Source organism: Amedibacillus sp. YH-ame6 (genome assembly GCF_053848845.1).
In genome coordinates this window covers 151573-168203 of record NZ_JBSPEZ010000002.1, presented here as the reverse complement: position 1 = coordinate 168203, position 16631 = coordinate 151573, and the positions used below count along the sequence as shown (strand labels likewise).

The 16631-nt window shown below is 33.9% G+C and carries 18 protein-coding genes; 16 read left to right on the top strand and 2 right to left on the bottom strand.

The window, feature by feature from the left end:
- The first annotated feature begins 117 nt into the window (after positions 1-117).
- The 5 genes from ACWG0P_RS02470 (at position 118) to ACWG0P_RS02450 (ending at position 4909) form a co-directional block, all read left to right on the top strand.
- The gene (locus tag ACWG0P_RS02470; protein WP_455800334.1) at positions 118-537 is read left to right on the top strand and encodes a GNAT family N-acetyltransferase; all 420 of its coding nucleotides are present in this window, start codon (positions 118-120) and stop codon (positions 535-537) included.
- Between the two features lie 4 nt (positions 538-541).
- Entirely contained in the window at positions 542-1474 is a 933-nt protein-coding gene (gene rbsK, locus ACWG0P_RS02465) for a ribokinase (RefSeq protein WP_455800333.1), read from the top strand.
- Complete coding sequence (gene rihC / locus ACWG0P_RS02460; protein WP_455800332.1) at positions 1471-2391, top strand: ribonucleoside hydrolase RihC; 921 nt, start codon at positions 1471-1473, stop codon at positions 2389-2391. Before rbsK ends, rihC begins: the two co-directional genes overlap by 4 nt.
- A gap of 18 nt (positions 2392-2409) precedes the next feature.
- Positions 2410-3825 carry a C4-dicarboxylate transporter DcuC gene (gene dcuC / locus ACWG0P_RS02455; RefSeq protein ID WP_455800331.1) on the top strand — a complete coding sequence of 472 codons (1416 nt, stop codon included), beginning with the start codon at positions 2410-2412 and terminating at the stop codon, positions 3823-3825.
- A 67-nt stretch (positions 3826-3892) separates the two neighbouring features.
- Complete coding sequence (locus ACWG0P_RS02450) at positions 3893-4909, top strand: LacI family DNA-binding transcriptional regulator (protein ID WP_455800330.1); 1017 nt, start codon at positions 3893-3895, stop codon at positions 4907-4909.
- Positions 4910-4945: 36 nt separating this feature from the next.
- On the opposite strand, the gene ACWG0P_RS02445 is transcribed toward ACWG0P_RS02450, so the two are convergent.
- Positions 4946-5509, bottom strand: a complete 564-nt coding sequence (locus ACWG0P_RS02445) for a manganese efflux pump MntP (RefSeq protein ID WP_455800329.1) — start codon at positions 5507-5509, stop codon at positions 4946-4948.
- Between the two features lie 222 nt (positions 5510-5731).
- Positions 5732-6505, bottom strand: coding sequence for a DUF6612 family protein (locus tag ACWG0P_RS02440; protein ID WP_455800328.1), 774 nt, complete (start codon positions 6503-6505; stop codon positions 5732-5734).
- A 317-nt stretch (positions 6506-6822) separates the two neighbouring features.
- Here ACWG0P_RS02440 and ispF point away from each other — a divergent pair, with 317 nt between their 5' ends.
- The 11 genes from ispF (at position 6823) to ACWG0P_RS02385 (ending at position 16618) form a co-directional block, all read left to right on the top strand.
- Complete coding sequence (ispF, locus tag ACWG0P_RS02435) at positions 6823-7299, top strand: 2-C-methyl-D-erythritol 2,4-cyclodiphosphate synthase (RefSeq protein WP_455800327.1); 477 nt, start codon at positions 6823-6825, stop codon at positions 7297-7299.
- A gap of 12 nt (positions 7300-7311) precedes the next feature.
- A complete protein-coding gene (locus tag ACWG0P_RS02430) occupies positions 7312-8241 on the top strand; it encodes a CPBP family intramembrane glutamic endopeptidase (protein ID WP_455800326.1) in 930 nt (309 codons plus the stop codon).
- A gap of 226 nt (positions 8242-8467) precedes the next feature.
- Positions 8468-8857, top strand: coding sequence for a Fur family transcriptional regulator (locus ACWG0P_RS02425; RefSeq protein WP_455800325.1), 390 nt, complete (start codon positions 8468-8470; stop codon positions 8855-8857).
- Positions 8858-8902: 45 nt separating this feature from the next.
- On the top strand, positions 8903-9442 hold the full coding sequence (gene rbr, locus ACWG0P_RS02420; RefSeq protein ID WP_455800324.1) for a rubrerythrin: 540 nt from the start codon (positions 8903-8905) through the stop codon (positions 9440-9442).
- Between the two features lie 187 nt (positions 9443-9629).
- Complete coding sequence (locus ACWG0P_RS02415; protein WP_455800323.1) at positions 9630-11540, top strand: BglG family transcription antiterminator; 1911 nt, start codon at positions 9630-9632, stop codon at positions 11538-11540.
- Positions 11537-12589 carry an aminopeptidase gene (gene ypdE / locus ACWG0P_RS02410; protein WP_455800322.1) on the top strand — a complete coding sequence of 351 codons (1053 nt, stop codon included), beginning with the start codon at positions 11537-11539 and terminating at the stop codon, positions 12587-12589. The genes ACWG0P_RS02415 and ypdE overlap by 4 nt, the downstream gene beginning before the upstream one ends.
- A 1-nt stretch (position 12590) precedes the next feature.
- Positions 12591-12914 (top strand): PTS lactose/cellobiose transporter subunit IIA, encoded by a 324-nt coding sequence (locus ACWG0P_RS02405; RefSeq protein ID WP_455800321.1) that lies wholly within the window; start codon positions 12591-12593, stop codon positions 12912-12914.
- Complete coding sequence (locus ACWG0P_RS02400; protein WP_455800320.1) at positions 12911-13246, top strand: PTS sugar transporter subunit IIB; 336 nt, start codon at positions 12911-12913, stop codon at positions 13244-13246. Before ACWG0P_RS02405 ends, ACWG0P_RS02400 begins: the two co-directional genes overlap by 4 nt.
- Before the next feature lie 30 nt (positions 13247-13276).
- Entirely contained in the window at positions 13277-14608 is a 1332-nt protein-coding gene (locus tag ACWG0P_RS02395; protein WP_455800319.1) for a PTS sugar transporter subunit IIC, read from the top strand.
- A gap of 124 nt (positions 14609-14732) precedes the next feature.
- Complete coding sequence (locus tag ACWG0P_RS02390; RefSeq protein ID WP_455800318.1) at positions 14733-15929, top strand: MalY/PatB family protein; 1197 nt, start codon at positions 14733-14735, stop codon at positions 15927-15929.
- Entirely contained in the window at positions 15926-16618 is a 693-nt protein-coding gene (locus ACWG0P_RS02385) for an RDD family protein (protein ID WP_455800317.1), read from the top strand. The genes ACWG0P_RS02390 and ACWG0P_RS02385 overlap by 4 nt, the downstream gene beginning before the upstream one ends.
- Positions 16619-16631 lie beyond the last annotated feature (13 nt).

The following is a 16631-nucleotide window of genomic DNA, read 5'->3' as shown; positions in this document are numbered from 1 at the left end:
TTTTTTAATTTTCAAAAAGATAAAACGTTTTATCAAATTATTGTTGACAACGCTTACATCGCATGATAAAGTAATATTGTAAAGTTGGTAAAACGTTTTATCATGTGGAGGTATCTGATGGTTTCTGTTGTGGATAACAGCTTAAATGAAAACATTTATCGTCATTTAAGAAGTAAAGTTAATTTCAAAGAGTATAGTGATGAGGATGTTACCATCGCGATTGAGAACTCTTTATATACCGTCGTTGTTTATGATGAAGAAGTTCCAATAGGAATGGCACGTTTGGTTGGAGATGATCGCGTTTGCTTCTTTTTAAAGGATGTGGTTGTCGATCCACTTTACCAAAAACTCAAAATTGGAAAGATGATTATGGAGCATTTATTTGCGTACATTGATACAAAAGCTTGTGATGGTGCGTATATAGGGTTATTGTCTACACCAACATGTGTATCTTTCTATGAAAAGTTTGGATTTTTAGAAAGACCTTGTGAGAATATGGGGCCTGGAATGATAAAGTTTTATGAGAAAAAGAGGTGAAGGAATGAAGAAAGTAATTGTATTAGGAAGTTTGAATATGGATTTAACAATTTGTGCAGATTGTATGCCACAACAAGGGGAAACGATGAATGGATATGACTTTTTTATCAACCCAGGTGGTAAAGGAGCTAACCAAGCTGTTGCTGCAGCAAAATTGGATGCTCAAACATATATGATTGGAAATGTTGGAATGGATATGTTTGGAGAATTATTGTTAGATGCATTAAAAGAATATGGGGTTCATGCGGAAGAGGTGTGTCAAGAGGAACATGTCGCTAGTGGAGTAGCAATGGTTTTGCGTAGTGAGGGTGATAATCGTATCATTTTAGGGAATGGAGCGAATCATACCTTACGAATTCAAAATGCAAAACAAGCAATGGATCGATTGGTGAATCCAGAAGATATATTTCTAACACAGCTTGAGAACTCGTATGAAGTTGTTAAAGAAGCGTTGTTATATGCGAAACAAAAGAAGATGTACACTATTTTAAATCCTGCACCAGCTAGAGCATTGGATGATCAAATTTATGCAGCTGTAGATATGCTTGTTGTAAATCAAAGTGAGTGTGAAATGCTTTCCGGCATATATCCTAAAGATTTAGAAAGCTATGAAAAGGCAATCGCTTATTTTGAAACAAAGAAGGTGCAAGTTATTATTACGTTAGGAAAAGAAGGAAGTGTCTTCAAAGAGAATGATGAGACCATACTAATTTCATCACCGAACGTAAAAACAGTGGATTCTACTGCAGCAGGCGATTCTTACATTGGAGCGTTATGTGCAGAATTATCAAAAGGTAGCAGTTTACATGAAGCATTGATGTTTGCAAGTGATGTTGCGGCACTCTGTGTTACAAGAAAAGGTGCACAAGTATCCATACCTTACCGACAAGAAGTATACGACACATTTCATAACAAATATAAAGGAGAAGGCAAATGAAAAAAAGACCGATTATAATTGACACAGATCCAGGAATTGATGACGCACTCGCCATTGCCATTGCACTATTTGATGAAACATTAGATGTAAAGTTAATCACAACTGTTGCTGGTAATGTAGGAGTAGACAAAGTTACATACAATACGCTTCGCTTGTTGAAATACTTTCAAAGAGAAGATGTATCAGTAGCTGTTGGTGCCGAATGCCCACTCATTCGAGACTATGAAGATGCATCAAGCGTTCATGGGAAAAGTGGTATGGAAGGTTTCGACTTTGAAGAACCTACGCAAACCCCGTTAAAAGAAAATGCAGTAGACGCAATGCGTCGTGTGCTTATGGAAAGCGAAGAACCAGTAACTATTATTCCAATTGCACCATTAACAAACATTGCTTTATTATTAAAGACTTATCCTGAGACAAAAAGCAAAATTAAAGAAATCATTCTTATGGGTGGAAGTGCAAGTAGAGGAAATAAAGGCGTTATGTCGGAATTTAATATTGCTCTAGATCCAGAAGCAGCTCATATCGTATTCCATAGTGGACTTAAGCTAACAATGGTAGGTTTGGATGTTGGATTAAAAGCACTTGTATATCCACAAGATAGTGAAGAAATTAAAGATATGAATAAAACAGGATATATGGCGTATTCTTTATTCAAACGTTATCGTGGTGGAAGCTTTCAAACAGGATTAAAGATGTATGATGCTACAGCTATTGCATATCTATTAAATCCAGAGCTTTTTGAAAGTGAGTATACAACATTGGATGTAGAATTATCCGGAAGTATGACTGCAGGTTGTACACTGGTTGACTTACGTGGTTATCTAGGGAAAGAAAAAAATGCTACCGTATGTCTTGATATCGATGGGGATCGATTCCGCGAATGGTTTAAAAATGCAATTCGCAAATGTATATAAAATAGAGGAGAATAAAATATGAATTCAATTATTATGTATGGGTCTGCAATCATTGCTGTATTCATTGTAGGCTGGATGTTAATTAAGAAAATGGATATTAAGATTACGTTATTTTCGATTGGTATTGTATTGATGTATGTAGCAGTACTTATGGGAAATGAAATTGCAATAGTAGATTTTCAATCTACAGGAGTTGTTTGGTTTGATCCATTAAAGGCAGTCATAGATCAGTTCAAACAAATGATGCCTGCGGCAGGGTTTATCATTATGATTTTAGGTGGTTATTCTGCTTATATGTCAAGTATTGGTGCGAATGAAGTAACGGTGAATGTATTAACAAAACCGATAGCAAAAATTAAGTCTGTATATATTCTAGTAGCAATTGTATTTATTTTAGGAAATGTTTTATCATTAGTTATTCCAAGCGCATCTAATTTAGCAATCATTTTACTAGCAACTTTATACCCAGTACTTCGTAAAGCTGGTATGTCTACACTTACAGCTGCGGCAGTTATTGCGACAACAGCAACCGTTATGCCAACACCTCTTGGTAGTGATAATGTAGCAATCGCTGAAGCATTGGCAAAAAGCACAGAGTACGCAGGAATTACGGTAACACAATACGTGTTCAACTATCATGCTATTGTATCTATTCCAACTATTCTAGTAATGGCAGTCGCACATTCTCTATGGCAAAAGTTCATGGATAAAAAATCAAAAGCAGTAGAAGTGGATAATATAGAATTAAAAGAAGTGAAAGAAATTAAAGGTGGAAACTTCTATAAAACGATTTATACCTTATTGACAATCTTCCCAATCATTCTTGTAGTTATCGTTTACTTATTAGATATGTTTGCGGGTGTTACAATCAACTTAAGTGTAGAAGTAGCAACTATTATCTCTTTCATTCTTGCAGTTATTTGTGAATTGTTCCGTACCAAAGGGGATAAAAAAGTATTGGTTCAAACAGAAGATTTCTTCAAAGGAATGGGGAATGCATTCCCTATCGTAGCATTAACTGTAGCAGCATCTGTATTCGTAGTTGGATTACAATCATTAGGTTTAATTCAAGAACTACAAAGCGCAATGTTAGGAATTCAAGGTTCAGGTTTAGGATTTGTACTACCATTGATTCTTGTATTGTTATCTATCGCGATTGTACTATTAAGTGGTTCAGGAACTTCTTTGTTCTTTGCTATGGTACCATTGGTAGTTCCATTAGCAACCGCTGCAGGAATCTCTGCAATCGCAATAAGTGTACCTATGGGTATGGCTGGAAACTTGATTCGTGCAGTATCACCAGTTGCAGCCGTTGTCATGATTGTCGCTGGTTCAACAAAACAAAATCCATTGGATATCGTAAAACGTACATCTGTACCAATGTTCGTAGGTGTTATATTTATGTTCATTGTTAGTATGATCGTGTTCCTGTAAGATTGTATTTGTGATAAAATAAAGGTGATTATTTAGGTAATCATCTTTTTCTACAAAGGGGGTAATCATGAAGGTTACTATTAAAGATATCGCAAAAGAAGTGAATGTAAGTGTAAGCACTGTTTCACTTGTACTAAATGAAAAGCCATGTAGGGTATCTAAGGATACCAGAACTGCAATTTTAAATGTGGCAAAGAAGTATAATTATCAAGTGAATCAAGCTGCGAGAAGTTTAGTCACAAAGCGATCTAATATCATTGGTATTATCATACCAGACATCGAGAACTTATTCTTTTCTTCACTGTGTAAAAAATTAGAAGAATGTTGCTTAGCAAAAGGCTATATGTTAATTATTGTAAACTCCAATGATAAAGAAGAAGAGGATTTACGTTTATTAAATATGTTAGTTTCAAGAGGGGTGGATGGCATATTTATTACTCCTAGTAATGAAGCTTTGGTAAGAGGTGAACGTTTACCTCAAGCTTTAGAAAATTTAACGACTCCTTATGTTGTAGTCGATCGACCTTTTGAAAACATGGATGCCTGTAGTGTCTCTTTTGATAATAAAGAGGGGGCACAATTAGCAATTGCATATCTAATTGAAAAAGGACATACAAAGATTGGTTGTATTGGTAGTCGTGTATCTGCGAATCACAATGGCTCAACAAGGGTACAAGGATATCTTGAAGCGATGAAACATGCAGGTCTAGAAGTTTATGACCGTTATATCTTTGAAGGAAATTATCGACATCAAGATGGCTATGAAGCAGGTGTTAAAATTATGGAGAGTGATTTAACTGCAGTCTTTATATGTAATGATATGATGACACTTGGGTTTATACAATGTTTAAGTGATTATCAAAAAACATATCCTAAAGATTACTCCATTATAAGTTATGATAATATGATTAACCCTTATATTGTAGGAGATAAAATAACAGCTGTTTCTCAGAATGTAATGAACTTAGCACAGACCTCTTGTGAATTGATGTTTGATTTAATCAAGCACAAAGAAGTGAATAAAAAGAACTATAAATTAAAACCTGAATTGATTGAGGGAAAAAGTGTTTTAAAAAGGAAATAAGCTATAAAAAACTCGCAAGTTGTTCTGCGAGTTTTTCTATCCCAATAAATGTTCTACTAAAATTTTTAAACCTATGAAAATCAAAATACAACCACCTAGAATACCAGCATATTTCTCTAGTAAGTCTCCTAGTTTATTGCCTATAAAGGTTGCGATAAAACTAAATACAAACGTTGTACAACCAATAATCAGAATCGCTTGTAAAATATCTACCTTTAAAAATGCAAAGCTAATTCCTACTGCCAATGCATCAATACTAGTCGCAATCGCAAGAATGGTAATAGCTTTTATGGTAAGTGAGGAAGAGTCACTCTCTTCTTTTTCAGGATGTAAAGATTCTTTGATCATATTGAAACCAATTAGACCTAATAAGATAAACGCAATCCAGTGATCGATGCTAGAGATAAGAGATTGAAAATAACTGCCAAACCACCAACCTAGTAGTGGCATCCCAGCTTGAAATACTCCAAAAAACAATCCAAACAACAAGGCATATTTTAATACCTCATGTTTTTTTAACGACATACCTTTCGCGATACTCACTGCAAATGCATCCATGCTTAATCCAATACCTAATAAAAATAAAGACCAAATATTCATACGTTCCTCCTAAGAAATAAAAAGAGACCATATACGAAAAAATCGCATATAAGTCTCGCCATTTCATGCATAAGCCAGATTCCAATGGAATCATTATGTTGACTTATCAACTCCTATTTGAGCCGACTACTCCCTTACATAATGTAATTATTTTATCAAATAATACTATGTAATTCAAGTGTTTTTTAGAAATGAAAAGGTATCCGAAGATACCTTGATGGATTACATAAATCCATCTAATAAACTTGTTTCAGTTTCAATATAATCACTAAAGTCTGGGAATTTTATTGGAGTAGTCTTGTTAATATTTTTGAATTCGATATCGATATCTGCTGAAGTGGTTTCCTTTTCTCCTGCAACTGTCTGCGTAATATCCATAGAAATCGTTGTTTTCTTCATTACATCATCCTTTAGTTCCATTACAAGATTCAACTTGTTAATGGTTGTGTTTGCGGATAATTGGCTTGTTGAGGAACCAGACTCTTTAGAGACATCCATAATTTTTTTACAATCAAATACCATTGTTAATGTATCGCCTTTTAAGGATGCTTCTTTAAGATATTTTTTTAATTCATCTTTTGGAAGTTTAAAAGTATCTGCAGCAGTATCAAGAGGTGGTAATTCTTCTGTAGGTAACATTCCCGCTAAAGATTGCTTTTGTTTCATAAATTCCATTAAATTAAGATACATATAATCTCCATCAATATAGAATTGAATAGCATCTTCCTGTTTTTCATTGTCCATTTCCATAGACAAACTAGCACTTAGTAAAGGTTTTGCATTTTGAAGGTTGTAGGAACCTTCTAATGTCATCTTTTGATCCCCTTCTTTATTTGTTGCGTCCATCGTTAATACATAATCTGCAGATTTCATTTTTGCCATGTTTTGAATGACAGCTTCAAATGCATCTAGTGCATCATCGCTAACCTTTGAACCACATGCTGTTAATGAAAATAGCATAGCAATACAAAATAATAAACTAGTTAATTTTTTCATAATATTCTCCCTCTATAATATATACATAAATGGTATCATGAAATAGTGCTTTTGTAGATATTTTATGAAAATTTTAGAAATTATTCCTATATTTTTTGTTTTCAATCTTAAATATGGGGGAGTTTAGTCGCATTTCGTGTTATGTTCATATAGAATGCCCTATCTTATAGAAGAGAGTTTCAAAAATGAGTAAGTATTTGGCGATTTTTATATGGTAAAACATAGTTGTTTTAAAGTCAAAGGAAGTAGATTATTCGCAAGACAAAACATATGAAGTGTGTTACACTTTTCGTATATGATTGTAAAGGAGAATGCATATGTTTAGAATAGGACAATCCACTGATATTCATCAGCTAGTAGAGGGTAGAAAATTAGTCTTAGGTGGTGTTCATATCGAACACGATAAAGGATTATTGGGTCATAGTGATGCGGATGCGCTTCTCCATGCTGTTGCGGAAAGTATTTTAGGTGCTTTAGCATTAGGTGATTTAGGAAAACATTTTCCAGATACAGATCCAACATTCAAAGATATGGATTCTTTATGGATGTTGAAAGAAGTATATAAAAAAATGGATGAAAAAGGTTATCGTATCAATAATTTGGATGCTTTGATTTTGATTGAACGACCTAAAATGGCGCCTCATATTGAAACTATGCGAAACAATATTGCACAAGCAATGCACTGTGAAGTTGATCAAGTAAGCGTAAAAGCAACCAGAGGAGAAAAGATGGGGTTTGTTGGAAAGGAAGAAGGCGTACAGGCGCAATGTATCGTATTATTGTCTGACAAATAAGGAGGGAAAATTATGTTTGAACTGTTTCGTAAAGAAACAAAGATGCTCAAAGAAACAATGAATTGTAAAAGAAACATAAGTGTATCGGCTATGGTGCTTGTCACTTTGTTGATTTTATTATGTACTGAGATTGTATCTGCTCTTGTAATGATATTTATTCTAGCCTTACAAGGTGTAGAGTCAAACTCATTAGATATTATATTAAGCAATCCTACGGATTCATCACAGATTTTACAGCTGTTCATGACAGCAATTCCTATCATAGGTTTCTTATTTGCTAGTAAGCATCTCTTCAAACGTTCAAGAGTCTCTTTAGGACTTACGAAGGAACACCTACTGAGAGATTACCTCAAAGGTTTGGGCATAGGTTTTGTGATGATGAGCAGTGTGGTGTTGACTGCTTATTTCATGAATGGTTTACGTTTTGAAGGGTTTAATAATTTTTCAATCATTGTAATATTTGCTTATTTTATTGGCTTTATGGTTCAGGGGTTTAATGAAGAACTGATGTTAAGAGGTTTCTTTATGAACGCAATAGCCGCTAGAAAGACGACGGTATATGCCGTACTGTTAAATTCCATCCTATTTGCCTTGTTGCATTTATTAAACGATGGAATATCCGTGATAGCATTTATTAACTTGATTCTAGCAGGCGTTACATTTTCACTTATGGCCCTTTACCATGATAATATCATTGTATGTAGTGCAGCTCATACCATATGGAATTTTGCACAAGGAAACCTATTTGGAGTACTTGTGAGTGGAATGTTTTTACCAACGAGTGTAGCGCGATTTGCAAGTGTAGAAAATTTAGCATTTATCAATGGTGGTAATTTTGGTTTAGAAGGTGGAATAGCAGTTTCCATTGTAGAAATAGTTACGATAGGAATCTATTGTTATTTATATAAAAGAAAAAACAATCATAATTGTTATGATCATTAGATAGCAAAACACGCTCATCAATTAGATGTATGTATTTTGCTTTTTATATGTGATTTAGGTGGGGATTTTTTGTGTAGAATTTATAGAGTGTATTTACTATACATTTGCCAGATGAATTTACATAGGAAGGTTCTTACTCAAAATAAAAAAAGTATAGGAAAAGGTATTGACAAAACAGAAACTAAGAAGTATACTAAGAATAGTTCTTAAGATTGGAGGTGAAACTATGATTCGTAAATCTTCGAAACAACGTGATATGATTATGGATTACATGAGAGGTATTGACGGTCATGTGACACCTGAACAGGTCTATCAGGATTTGAATAAGGATGGAAGTTCTATCTCGCTAGCTACGGTTTATCGTAATTTAAATATTTTGTCTGAGATGAATGAAATAAAAAAAATTGCCCATCCTATAGAAGGATATCAATACGATAAAACATGTATGCCTCATTATCATCTACATTGTACAAAGTGTGATAAGATATTGGATTTAAACATACCTTATGATGAAAGCCTAAATGAAATGATTACTAAAAAAACTGGCCTTCAAGTGAACACACACACAATGATGGTAGAGGGTATATGTGAAGACTGTACGAGAAAACAATCTTAAAAATGGTTTGGTTGAACACTTAAATAGAAAACGGAGGAAATTACAATGGAATTAAAAGGATCAAAAACAGAACAAAACTTAATGGCAGCTTTCGCAGGTGAATCACAGGCAAGAGGAAAATATACTTACTATGCTCAAATGGCACGTGAAGAAGGTATGGAACAAATCGCAGATATCTTCGAAGAAACTGCACGTAATGAACAAGAACATGCTAAATTATGGTTCAAAGCACTTCACGGTGATAAAGTACCAACAACTGCAGTTAACTTAGAAGATGCTGCTGCTGGCGAAAACTATGAGTGGACTGATATGTATAAAGGATTTGCAGAAACTGCAAAAGAAGAAGGTTTTGCAAAAATCGCATTCCAGATGGAACAAGTAGCAAAAATCGAAAAACATCATGAAGAACGTTACTTAGCATTATTAGACAACGTTAAAAATGGTAAAGTATTTGAAAAAGCAGAACCAACTACATGGATTTGTGATATCTGTGGATATCGTCACGAAGGTACTTCAGCGCCTAAAGCATGTCCAGTATGTGGTTACTCTGGAGCTCACTTCGCAGAAGAAGCTACAAACTACTAAAATTTTAACTTAGTAAATTAAAGCACTGATTTCGTTCAGTGCTTTTTTTGGTCGAAAAGATACTCCTTTATAAATAGAAAAATTTATTAAGTTCTAAATTGCGCGTATTTATGAAATTGTTAATCTTTTCTTAAATATAGGTGCATTATATAATGAAGCCACAATACAACATAAAAAGGAGGAAAGTATGAGATTATATCAGATTATAGAAGAATTACTTCAAGCACATGATTACTTATCTCTTTATTATCTAATGAAGAAAACAGATGTATCAAAGAGAACCTTACAAAATGATATTTCATATCTCATGCAAGTATCCTCAAGAAAAGGTTATCAAATACATATGCGTAGGGGAAGTGGTTACCTTTTAGAAGTCACAAATCATGAATTATTCTCTGAATTTATTACGGAATTGAAAGAAGATAGCGGGTATGCCACGAAAAATAGAGCAAATGATATTCTTGCGTACTTAGCAATACAGGATGGCTACATAACAATGGATATGATTGCGAATGAAATGTCTATTAGTCGAACTTCTGTAAAAAACTATATGAACGATGTAGAGCAAATTGCCCATCACTACCATGTTCAATTAGAACGCAAAAGTCACTATGGAGTGCGCTTGGATGGAGATAGTTTACACTTTAAAGGAATGTTGTGCGAATTGTATTTCAATGAAAATACATTCATAGTAAAACAAATGGAAGACATCGAGAAAAATTTTGATTTTGTTAAAGATATTTTGATTCGTGAAATAACGAAAGAAAAATTGAATATTAATTATAATGAACTTAGAAATGTTATGGTATGGCTTCAAGTAAATGTGTTTTATATCACCCATTTAAATAAGGGTGAAAAGAAGTCTGGAATTCTAGATATAAAAATTAACCAATCAGTGAGTAATATTGCAAAAGCGGTTAAGGAAGCTATGGAAACTATTTATGATATCCAAATAAAAGAAACTTGCCTATGTGAAATGAAAGAAATTTTACAGAAAAACTTGCGGTTAAGAGAATCTAGAATTATCTTTGGTGATCGACTTGAAGAGGATGTACGCCAATTTTTAAAAGAAGTGGATACTATCTATAACACTAATTTTCAAAAAGATGAGGACTTTTGTAAGCTTCTATTGGTTCATGTATCTTTGCTTATTGATCGATTACATCAGAAAATTTCTTACAAGAATACGTTGGCTGATGAAATCTGTATACGGTATCCAATGATCTTCAATCTAGCAATACAATTTGCGGATATGTTGAAAGAAAAATATGGAGTCGTTGCAACTCATGATGAAATTGGTTTTGTAGCAACTCATTTTGCAGCCCATATGGAAAGAGAATCAATTAACAAAATACGACGATTCAATAAAATAGGAGTTGTTTGTTCTAGTGGAGGTGGCGGTGCATATTTGATTAAAATGCAGATACAATCCATATTCCCAAATGCAGAAGTAGAAACATTCAGCTTTCTCAACTTGAACTTATTGGAAGAGTTTCATCCAGATTTGATTTTCACAATTATGCCTTTGATTCAGGAAATTGATGCACCTATCATTTACATAAAAGAGCTATTAAATGAAGATGATTTGATGCGTATAAGGCAAATCCTTCAGTATGATAATTACAATACAATATCCATAAAAGATGCAAATGATTATATATTCAAAATATTTCAACGTGAGCATTTTTCGATGGTGGATAAGGGGGAATATAGGGATATCATCAAAGAAATGGCTGAGCAAATTGAGCGTGAAGGATATGGTGGAGAGCACTATGTGGACTATGTACTAGAACGTGAATCTTACATGAGTACCGTGTATCTAAATGGAGTTGCGATTCCACATCCTATTCAAATGTGTTCGAAGAAAAATCTTGTATCTGTGGTGATTCCAAAGCATGAAGTATATGTGAACGATAAAAGAGTAAATATTATTTTTATGATTGCTCTTACAAAAGATGATTATGAAATGCATAAGGATATTACAAAGCGGTTATATCAACTTATGCAAAATGAAGTACAGTTGCAACGCGTAATATCTGTTAATACATTTGAAGAATTGATTATTGTCCTAAATGAAACGAATGGAGGAACTGTATGAGTTTTGAACTACTAAAAGATTTATGTAATGCAGATTCAATAGCTTCTAAAGAAGAAGAGGTTAGAGGACTCTTGAGGAATGTTTGGAAAGAGTACAGTGATGAAGTTTTCTATGATACCTTAGGCAGTATGATAGCAAAGAAAAAAGGTGTAGATGACAATTCATTAAACATTATGTTTTGCGCACACATGGATGAAGTTGGATTTGAAGTACGTCATATCTCTGATATAGGGTTTCTATATTTGATTGCGATTGGTGGAGTGCAGGATCGAAGCAAACATATGCAAAAAGTAAAAGTTACTACACAATCAGGTAAAAAAATATATGGAATATTAAATGCAGTTATGGATGGAGCAAATATCAAAGATGTGTATGTTGATGTCGGGTGTGAAACAAGAGCAGAAGTAGAAGCGTTGGGTATACAAATAGGAGATATGGTTACATTTGCGAGTGAAGCGTTTTCTATGGAAAATGAAAAGATTATTGCGGGTAAAGCAATGGATGATCGCAGTGGTTGTTATGTATTGAGTGAGGCACTTAAAAGATTGCAGTCTTTAAAGCATAAACACAATGTATATATGGCTTTAACGAGTAGTGAAGAAGTTGGGGTGCGCGGTGGAAAACTAGTTGCTCATAAAGTACAACCTGATATCGTATTCGCTATTGATGTAGCAAATCATCCAGAACTCGATAGAGGGTATACCAATCATCGTAAAATCGGACAAGGGTTTATGATTGTGCATTATGATAAAACATTAGCAGTTAATGAAAAGTTATTGGAATATGTAAAATCACTCGCGAATGATTTGGGTTTGCATTTCCAAAGCGATATGTTTAGCGGTGGTGGAACGGATGCAGGCAATGCGCATTTAGAAGCTGGAGGAAGACTAGCAATGGTGCTAGGAATTCCTTTAAGGATGTGTCATGGTGCCTATTCACTTGCACATAAAGATGACATCAATGGAGTCATAGAGTTTATTTTGAAGTTTGTGCAAACTATAGAAAAAGAAGATTATATATCGTTTATAAATTTTACAGGAGGAAAATGATATGACAGAAATCGAACAAAAAATTGTAAGTATGATTTCATCTGCGGGTGAATCAAAGGCGAAGGCATTTGAAGCTTTAAAATATGTGAGGGAGAGTCGTTATGATGAGGCAAGAAAAGTATTAGATGAAGCCCGTGAAATTGACTTAGCCGCACATAAAGTACAGACACAGCTTATTACGGCTGAGATGTCTGGCGGTGAAGACCGTCCTGAAATTGGGTTATTAATGGTTCATGCGCAGGACCATTATATGACTTCTCAATTAGCTAGAGACTTAATTGAGGAATTAATATCCGTGTTTGAAGCAAAGGAGGTAAGAAAATGAAAATTGTATTATGTTGTGCTGGTGGCTTCTCTACCACTATGTTGATGGACAGTATGAAAAAAACGATTAAAGAAAGTAAAGCATTGAATGCTGAAGATTTCAATATTATGGCAATTCCAGTAGATGTTTTACAAAGCGAAGTAGAAGATACAGACGTTTTAGTGATTGGTCCACAGATTGCACACCGATTAGAGTACATCAAGCCAATGATAGACCCATTTCAAATACCATACGTTATAGTTGATCAAGATACTTATGGGAAAATGGATGGTGCTACTGTTGTGAAAATGGCATTGATTGCTCGTCGTAAAGCAGATTTGGATAAGAAATAAGTAGTAATAAAAGAAAGGAAGAAAAATTTTATGTTTAATAAGTTTGAAGTATTTATGAACAAATATTTAACTCCAATCGCAAATAAGATGGATAAACAAGTTCATCTAAGTGCAATTAAAAAAGCGATGGTAGCAATGACTCCATTGTTAATTATTGGTAGTTTCTGTTTGATTCCTGAGGCAATACCTAATATGATCGGTGTTGATAACCCGATTTCTCAATGGATTTTAGCAAACCTTGATATTATTTATATTCCATTTAATGTTGGTATGAACTTAATGTCTGTATATGTAACAGTAATCATTGCATATCACTTAGCTAATTCCTATAAACTGGATGTGCCAGGTTGTGTTTCCATGGGGTTGATTTCATTTTTAATGATGGCTATAGAATATACAGAAGATGGTGGTATTTCAGGGAAGTTTCTAGGAACAAAAGGATTGTTTGCGGCAATGTTTGCAACTTTGATTGCTGTAGAATTGTATCGTTGGTGTAAAAAGAAAAAAATTACAATCAAAATGCCAGAATCAGTACCTGATTTTGTATCAAGATCATTTGAAATGATTCCTATTTCTGTAATTATTATTGGATTCTTCTTAATTATCCGTGTAGTTTGTGTAAATGTACTTCATACGATTCCACCGATGATTTTTACAAATATGTTAGCTCCACTTGTAGGTTCTATGGATAATCCATTAGCGTTTACTTTCCTACAGATGGTTTCATGTTTATTGTTCTTCTTTGGGATTCATCCTTCTGTATTGAGTCCTATCACAAGTCCTATTTCTACACAGTTCTTAGCAGAAAACTTAGCAAACTATCAGGCGAAACTACCTCTTGAACATTTCTATACAGGAGGAGCTATCTCTGCGTTTGCAAACTTTACCGGAACAGGTGTAACGATTGGTCTTGTATTCTGGTGTCTACTATCTAAATCAGTAGCTCAGAAGAAAGTTGGTCGTGTAGCAATTATTCCAGCATTATTCGGTATCAACGAACCGATCTTATTTGGGGCACCTATTGTATTGAATCCAATCTTCATAATTCCTTATGTTATTGGTGGTGCAATCCTAGGTACTTTCCCACATTGGTTAATGAGTATGGGATTATTAAACATGCCAGTATTCAATCCTCCATATGTAGGTGTTTTCTTAGAAGGATGGTTGGTAAACCTTGACTGGAGAACAATTGTTGTAAATGCAGCACAGATGATTGGCTCTATCTTATTGTGGTATCCATTCTTTAAGATTTACGAAAAACGTGAATTAGAAAATGAGAGACGAATGGAAAACAAAATAACGAACGAGAAAAAATCATTAGAGGGCGAAGATTTAATCAATGATTTAGGTCTAGATTTCTAAAAATACATACTTTATCCAAGACAGATTATCTGTCTTGGATAATTCTATAAATGATTATGAATTGTTCTATATCTTAATCCTTTAGGATATAGAAGAGGTACATAATTAGACAAGGAGAAAATATATGAAGCATAATTTTGATGAAGTAGTTAACAGAATGGGAACATATTGTACACAATGGGATTATATCCAAGATCGTTTTGGCGAAAAAGATGTATTACCATTTTCTATTTCTGATACAGATTTTAAAATACCAGAAGTAATTACACAAAAAATTATCGACCTTGCTAAACACGAGGTATACGGATATACAAGATGGAATCATCATGATTTCAAAAGCTCGATCACTACTTATTATGCAAGACGTTTTCATTGCATAGTTAAGATGGATTGGATTTTATATAGCCCATCTGTTATGTATTCTGTATCTTTATTAATTCGTCTACTGAGCAATAAAGGAGATAGAGTTCTAACGTTTAATCCGATGTATGATGCATTCTTTGATGTAATTCAAGAAAATGAACGAGAGTTATGCAGTGTAGATTTGAATAAGGATAAGGACTCTTTCTTCATCGATTTTGAAAAAGTGAGAAAAGAATTGAAAAGCTGTAAGATTTTGCTTCTGTGTTCTCCACACAATCCTACGGGAAGAATTTGGAGTGAAGAAGAGCTTAAGAAACTGCTTGCGTTATGTAAAGAAAATAATGTATATGTCATTAGTGACGAAATACATATGGACATTCAACTGCGTGGACAACATTTACCTATTTTGAAATATTACGAAGAGTATCAACATTTGTATTTGGTGTCATCTTGTAGTAAGACATTGAATGTACCGGGATTGATTGGTTCCTATGCAATCGTGCCAAATAAGGAAATATATGAAGCATTTTTGAAACAAACACGAAAGAAAGATTTTTTAAATTCCGCTAGTATCTTTGGAATGTACGCAACGATGATTGGATATAGTGAATGTGACTACTATATTGACCAATTAAATGATTACATTAAAGAGAATATGAAAATAGTGGAGAGTTTTATTAAGACAGAGTTGAAAGATGTAAAATTCAAAATGCCTGAGGCAACTTATCTAGCGTGGATCGATATGCGTGATGTACCATTTACTAGTGTAGAAATTCAGGATGCGTTAGTGCATGTAGGGAAGGTTGCGATTATGAAAGGGGAAACCTATGGTGAAAATGGAAATAAATTTTTGCGTTTGAACTGTGGTTGTCCTAAATCGAAGTTAGAAGATGGATTACAACGCTTTAAAAAAGCGATGGAGTATTTATATACCAATAAAGGAGGAAATACAAAATGAGTTCAAAGCTAACAAGCTTATATTTTAAACTTTATAGTATAACGGATCATACACCATGTGATGTAGATCATCCAAAGAGGATTTGGGGTTATATCTTGGATTGGGTCATAGGAGGAATTTTAACAGGACTTCCAGCAGTATTTATGTATGGAGGGGTGACTGGAAGGAATGATATGTTTTCAGATTTATACGTATTTCAGGCATTAGGGTTTTCAAAAAGCTATGGTGTGATTGCGGGAATATTATGTATACTATGTGCCATGTTTTATTATATTTATGTTCCATTTAAAATTTACCCAGGACAAACATTAGGAAAACATTTAGCAGGATTCAAAATTGTAAAGAAAAATAATGAACCTGTTGATTTAAAGACCTTGGTAGTAAGACAAGTGTTAGGGATTTTCTTGATTGAAGGAGCTGCACTTATCGTTTCCAATTATATTCGCCAGCTGATTTCCCTATCTTTAAATTTCTACGTAGATTATTACTGGGCGTTGATAGGAATGGTGATTACACTAATTTCGGTTATTTTGGTGATAAAAACGGATTCTCATCGTGCATTACACGATTATCTAGCGAAGACAAAACTGGTTCTTGTGGAAGCTAAAGAAAGTGATGCTACTTCATCTACAACAAAAGAAAAAGTAACTCCTAAATATAAAAATAATAAAAAATCAAAGAAAAGATAAAAGAGGGATATTT

What these genes read in the sequence shown, in the direction of transcription:
- ACWG0P_RS02470 (WP_455800334.1), top strand. Translation starts at nt 118, where the DNA reads ATGGTTTCTGTTGTGGATAACAGCTTAAATGAAAACATTTATCGTCAT.
- rbsK (WP_455800333.1), top strand. Translation starts at nt 542, where the DNA reads ATGAAGAAAGTAATTGTATTAGGAAGTTTGAATATGGATTTAACAATT.
- rihC (WP_455800332.1), top strand. Translation starts at nt 1,471, where the DNA reads ATGAAAAAAAGACCGATTATAATTGACACAGATCCAGGAATTGATGAC.
- dcuC (WP_455800331.1), top strand. Translation starts at nt 2,410, where the DNA reads ATGAATTCAATTATTATGTATGGGTCTGCAATCATTGCTGTATTCATT.
- ACWG0P_RS02450 (WP_455800330.1), top strand. Translation starts at nt 3,893, where the DNA reads ATGAAGGTTACTATTAAAGATATCGCAAAAGAAGTGAATGTAAGTGTA.
- ACWG0P_RS02445 (WP_455800329.1), bottom strand. Translation starts at nt 5,509, where the DNA reads ATGAATATTTGGTCTTTATTTTTATTAGGTATTGGATTAAGCATGGAT.
- ACWG0P_RS02440 (WP_455800328.1), bottom strand. Translation starts at nt 6,505, where the DNA reads ATGAAAAAATTAACTAGTTTATTATTTTGTATTGCTATGCTATTTTCA.
- ispF (WP_455800327.1), top strand. Translation starts at nt 6,823, where the DNA reads ATGTTTAGAATAGGACAATCCACTGATATTCATCAGCTAGTAGAGGGT.
- ACWG0P_RS02430 (WP_455800326.1), top strand. Translation starts at nt 7,312, where the DNA reads ATGTTTGAACTGTTTCGTAAAGAAACAAAGATGCTCAAAGAAACAATG.
- ACWG0P_RS02425 (WP_455800325.1), top strand. Translation starts at nt 8,468, where the DNA reads ATGATTCGTAAATCTTCGAAACAACGTGATATGATTATGGATTACATG.
- rbr (WP_455800324.1), top strand. Translation starts at nt 8,903, where the DNA reads ATGGAATTAAAAGGATCAAAAACAGAACAAAACTTAATGGCAGCTTTC.
- ACWG0P_RS02415 (WP_455800323.1), top strand. Translation starts at nt 9,630, where the DNA reads ATGAGATTATATCAGATTATAGAAGAATTACTTCAAGCACATGATTAC.
- ypdE (WP_455800322.1), top strand. Translation starts at nt 11,537, where the DNA reads ATGAGTTTTGAACTACTAAAAGATTTATGTAATGCAGATTCAATAGCT.
- ACWG0P_RS02405 (WP_455800321.1), top strand. Translation starts at nt 12,591, where the DNA reads ATGACAGAAATCGAACAAAAAATTGTAAGTATGATTTCATCTGCGGGT.
- ACWG0P_RS02400 (WP_455800320.1), top strand. Translation starts at nt 12,911, where the DNA reads ATGAAAATTGTATTATGTTGTGCTGGTGGCTTCTCTACCACTATGTTG.
- ACWG0P_RS02395 (WP_455800319.1), top strand. Translation starts at nt 13,277, where the DNA reads ATGTTTAATAAGTTTGAAGTATTTATGAACAAATATTTAACTCCAATC.
- ACWG0P_RS02390 (WP_455800318.1), top strand. Translation starts at nt 14,733, where the DNA reads ATGAAGCATAATTTTGATGAAGTAGTTAACAGAATGGGAACATATTGT.
- ACWG0P_RS02385 (WP_455800317.1), top strand. Translation starts at nt 15,926, where the DNA reads ATGAGTTCAAAGCTAACAAGCTTATATTTTAAACTTTATAGTATAACG.